The organism is Desulfitobacterium sp. (assembly GCF_982384815.1).
The window spans coordinates 1-4,810 of the sequence record NZ_CEVWNY010000164.1; the positions used below are offsets into that span (position 1 = coordinate 1).

Sequence of the window (4,810 nt, forward strand, 5' to 3'; positions counted from 1 at the left end):
AAATCTTTCAAGCGCCGACCGTTGCCGATCAGGGGGAAATTAGCGCAAGAGTTAAGGGCGATTATACCCTGATGCTTCTGCAATGTATTTTTGGAACGCTTGCATTGCTGCTGCCTAGTTTTATCGCAAAGCGGTTTAAAATTGTCATACCATCGGGTATGATTGTCGCTTATGCGGTATTCCTCTATTGTGCCATTTTTTTAGGAGAGGTGCGCTCCTTTTACTATAAAGTACCGCATTGGGATACGATTTTACATACATTCAGCGGAGCCATGTTAGGCGCATTGGGTCTGACGCTTATCAATTTCTTAAATAAGACTGACAGAATTCCACTTTATCTTTCACCTTTGTTCGTGGCTATTTTTACTTTTTGCTTTGCAGCGGCATTAGGTGTTGTTTGGGAGATCTACGAGTTTACAATAGATAGCTTATTTTTAACCAACATGCAAAAATACGCACTTGAAAATGGAACTCAGCTCATAGGACAGGCCGCTCTTGCGGACACAATGAAGGACTTGATTGTAGACTGCATAGGTGCGCTTGCGTTTTCAGTTTTCGGGTACGTATCTCTTAAAAGTAAAAAAGGCTGGCTGGAGCGGCTGCAATAAATTAAATACTTGCAAAATACGATGGCCTTCTTCCAATTCTCCGGATATAAAAACCCCTTCAATCTCTTTGTTGACAGCCGGCAAAAACTTTTTCGGCGATAATGCACACGGTTTCCACCTGCGATTCAACTTGAACTGTTAATGTAACTGTATTGGGCTCACAGTTAATTTGTGTTTCCAAAACTATAGCGGTATTTGTGATTGTACCTACCTCGGTCGGAATAACAATGACTTCAATTGAAACCTGCTAACCTACATTGAGGTCGCCGATGTTGCGGGTTATATTATTACCGGACCTACTACAATGCCCTTTACCGGGAGTAGAAGAGATAAAGGTTACACCAGCCGGTAATGTATCCGTTATGATAACATCGGTGGTATCGTTTGATTTAAAATGTTTTCAAGGGTAGAATTATTCGTATAAATAGTATTGCCGAGGAGGAATTTGTTATGGCCACTTTTCAGGATTTTATGAAATTAGATATTAGAGTCGGGGAAGTAATGCAAGTGGAGTTTTTTGAAAAAGCGAAAAAACCCGCCTATAAATTATGGGTTGATTTTGGCGATGAAATTGGCATAAAGAAATCAAGTGCCCAGCTTACTGAATGCTATAAAAAGGAGGAACTTATAGGCAGGCAAGTTTTGGGAGTGGTAAACTTTCCGCCAAGACAAGTTGCAGACTTTATGTCGGAGGTATTAGTATTAGGAACCTATTCTGCACAAGGTGTAGTATTAATTCAACCAGAACAGCATGTTCAAAAAGGTGACAAATTAGGTTAATACCTTTTATCGGGAGTTGATTATCCAGCCTTGGCGGATTATTTATAAGATTGAAGAAAACAAGGCTCAGGGTTCTTGCCGTAATCGACGGCAGAAGAAATAGGGAAGACACTTTATTTTACCAATTTATACCATAATCTAAGTTAAACATAACCTAATGACTCATTTGAAGAACGTCGGCAGATAGGCCCGGCGTTTTTTTAATTTGAAAAGCTATCAATGAAAATAATCGTTCCGTTCTTTTTCCGGAAAATAAATATGGCCTAGCAACCACTATTAGCTAGCCGGAAAGTATAATTTGTGGACGCATAATGCAACTAAGGCAGTCGCCTTCGGCTAAATACAATAAGTGCGAAGCAGTGCTTTCATGGCGCCGGCCAAGTTTTGTTTAAAAAATGCAAATGATGTAGAATTCCTCTCCTAAATGGTTAGAATTACCATAAGGGAGTTGGCGATTGATGCAAATGCCGTAATTGAATCGCACTTGCCGTCAATAATCCTGATCGATAAAACAGACATGAAAGAAGTGACAAAGGATTGAAAGGTAAAATCACCATAGGAATACCCAGGGCCTTTTTATACTTTAAATATCAATACCTATGGCAAAGTTTTTTTGCGGAATTAAATTGCCAAGTCATTTTAAGCCCGGAAACCAATAAGAAAATCCTGAAAGACGGCATTGATTCTTCTATCGACGAAAGCTGCCTTTCCGCCAAAATTTACATGGGCCATCTTGCTTACCTGAGAGGAAAAGCAGACTTTATCTTAGTTCCCCGGATCGTCGGCTTTGGCGAAAATGAAGAAGTATGCACCAAATTCAATGCTCTCTATGATATCGTCAAAAATACCTTTAAAGATGTCAACCTGCTCAGCTACAACGTCGATATGGCCAATCAAGAAAGCGAATTCAAAGGGTTTATGAGGATGGGCAGGGAACTGGGCAAGAGCCCTGTTCAGGTACTAAGAGCCTATCTTAAAGCGAAAGCAATCCAAAAGAAGAAGGAACAGCGGTTGGCTGCAGAGCAGGAGAGCCTGATCCGGACAAGAGACAAGCTGAAGATCCTGATTATTGCCCATGATTACAACACCTACGATAAGGCGGTGGGTTATCCTATCATCAAGTACCTGGAAAGCTTAGATATTATACCGATTTATGCCGATGTCGCCGATAAAAAGAAAACCTCCCAAAAGTCAAGGCTCATCTCAGAAACCCTCTATTGGACTTTCAACAAAGAACTCATCGGCGCAATTCATCATTATCAGCAGGAAATAGATGGGATCATCTTCATTTCCACCTTCCCCTGCGGGCCCGATTCTCTGGTCAATGAATTATGCCTGAGGAAAATAAAAGGTGTTCCCATGGCCAATCTCATCGTGGATGAACTCCAGGGAGAAGCGGGCTTGCAGACCAGAATTGAAAGCTTTGTCGATATCATCAGGGAAAGAAAAAAAGCCGGGAGGAAAGCGCAAATTGGCTAACCAGGAAAAGATCATGAGTTTTCCTCATATGGGAAATTATCATATCGCCATCGAATTTCTGATCAAGCATGTCTTAGAAAATATTCGGGTTTTAACCCCGCCCCCTATTACCAAAAAAACCTTGGAACTGGGCGCAAAGTACAGCCCGGACTTTGTGTGTGTGCCCTTTAAATATAATCTGGGCAACTATCTTGAAGCCCTGGAACAAGGCGCGAATATCCTGGTCCAGTCCGGGGGCGGCTGCCGGTTCGGGTATTATGGGGAAATTCAGGAACAGATCTTAAGAGACCTGGGTTATGATTTTGAGTTCATCAGCATCATCGACAACCAAAATGTCAATCCCCTGGCCTTTTTTAACCGCTTTAAGCGTCTGAATCCCCAACTATCTTTTGTCCGCTTCGCCTACTACTTTCAGCTGGTCTTTAAAATGATCGAGGCTATGGACTCCATTGATGACATTATCCGGGCCAACATTGGCTTCGAGGTCCGGGAGGGAAGCTTTGAGCTGCTGCAAAAGGAATTTCTCAAGGAGCTTCCAGCTGTGGATGGCTTCCGGAGTCTGAACAAGATCTATCGAAAATACGATGAGCTATTCCGTCGGCTGAAGGTCAATAAACCGAAGAATCCCCTTAGGGTAGGAATCGTGGGAGAGCTCTACACCCTTATGGAGCCTTTCAGCAGCTGTTTTATCGAAAAGGAACTGGCGAAAAAAGGCATCCAGGTCACCCGGTTTATCACCGTATCTTACTTGCTGCGCCATCATCCTAAATCCAGTGATTTGGTGAAGTGGGCCGGGAAATATCTGGAGTATGAGATCGGCGCCGATGGTACAGATAGTGTGGCCCGGGCGAGAATGCTGGCCGAGGCCGGATATGACGGGGTCATTCACATCAAACCTTTTGGCTGCACCCCGGAAGTCAATTCCATGCCCATGATCCAGAATATCAGCAGTGATTATAAGATGCCGGTCCTGTATTTCAGTTTCGATGCCCAGACCTCGGAGACCGGTGTGCTGACGAGACTGGAAGCGTTCCATGACATGCTTATGATGAGAAGGGAAAAAGAACAATGGCAAAATGTTATTTAGGAGTGGACAGCGGCTCCATTTCTACCAAAGGTGTCATCATTGATCAGAACAACAAGATATTGGCTGAGAAATACTTATGGACGGAAGGGAACCCGGTGGACGCCGTTAAGGCGGTAATTGCCGACCTCACAGCTCAGATTGACGGTATTAATTGTATTAAAGATACTGACGGCAATGATGATATCAGCGGTAATGGCGGCAACGACAATCGTGTCAGTCAGGATATTCAGGTGAAGGCCGTGGGCACCACCGGTTCGGCCCGGCGCTTGATCGGCGCTCTCCTCAATGCCCAGGTGGTCAAAAATGAAATCACGGCCCATGCCGTGGGAACCCTGTCGGTGTACCCTGATGTCCGGACCATTTTTGAAATCGGCGGTCAGGATTCCAAGATTATTCTTGTCGAAGACGGTATTGTCGTCGATTATGCCATGAATACCTTATGTGCCGCCGGCACGGGTTCCTTCCTGTCATCCCAGGCCAAGCGTCTGGGGCTGGAAGTTGAAGAGTTTGGGGAAATGGCTTTGCGCTCCCAGAATCCCACCAAAATAGCGGCCCGCTGTACGGTTTTTGCTGAGTCGGATATGGTGCACAAGGCTCAGATCGGCCATAAAAAAGAGGATATTGTGGCCGGACTCTGCAAAGCGGTGGTGGCCAATTACCTGAATAACGTGGGCAAGGGCAAACACACCAAAGCCCCCATCGTCTTCCAGGGGGGCGTCAGCAAAAATGTCGGGGTGATCAAAGCCTTTGAAGAAGCAACCGGAGAAACCATCCATGTAGACCGGCACGCTCACTTAATGGGAGCCTTAGGCGCAGCCTTGCTGGCCAAAAGCTCCGGCCAGGAGCAGGATTTCAA

Annotated in this window: 5 protein-coding genes and 1 pseudogene; 5 read left to right on the plus strand and 1 reads right to left on the minus strand. The window is 44.7% G+C overall.

Going from position 1 to position 4,810, the window contains the following annotated elements:
- A partial coding sequence (locus tag AC1U9U_RS15500) for a DUF2238 domain-containing protein (RefSeq protein WP_479961455.1) occupies positions 1-608 on the plus strand: 608 nt, incomplete at its 5' end.
- Positions 609-855: 247 nt separating this feature from the next.
- Here the strand turns inward: AC1U9U_RS15500 and AC1U9U_RS15505 are convergent.
- Positions 856-987 (minus strand): annotated as a pseudogene (locus AC1U9U_RS15505) (hypothetical protein); the annotation flags it as partial.
- Positions 988-1,058: 71 nt separating this feature from the next.
- Here AC1U9U_RS15505 and AC1U9U_RS15510 point away from each other — a divergent pair.
- From AC1U9U_RS15510 to AC1U9U_RS15525, 4 genes are all read left to right on the plus strand, one after another.
- Positions 1,059-1,388: a tRNA-binding protein gene (locus AC1U9U_RS15510; protein ID WP_479961456.1), complete on the plus strand. Its 330-nt coding sequence runs from the start codon at positions 1,059-1,061 to the stop codon at positions 1,386-1,388.
- Positions 1,389-1,925: 537 nt separating this feature from the next.
- Positions 1,926-2,867, plus strand: coding sequence for an acyl-CoA dehydratase activase-related protein (locus tag AC1U9U_RS15515; RefSeq protein WP_479961457.1), 942 nt, complete (start codon positions 1,926-1,928; stop codon positions 2,865-2,867).
- The gene (locus AC1U9U_RS15520; protein WP_479961458.1) at positions 2,860-3,954 is read left to right on the plus strand and encodes a 2-hydroxyacyl-CoA dehydratase; all 1,095 of its coding nucleotides are present in this window, start codon (positions 2,860-2,862) and stop codon (positions 3,952-3,954) included. The genes AC1U9U_RS15515 and AC1U9U_RS15520 overlap by 8 nt, the downstream gene beginning before the upstream one ends.
- A partial coding sequence (locus tag AC1U9U_RS15525; RefSeq protein WP_479961459.1) for an acyl-CoA dehydratase activase occupies positions 3,936-4,810 on the plus strand: 875 nt, incomplete at its 3' end. The genes AC1U9U_RS15520 and AC1U9U_RS15525, both read left to right, overlap by 19 nt.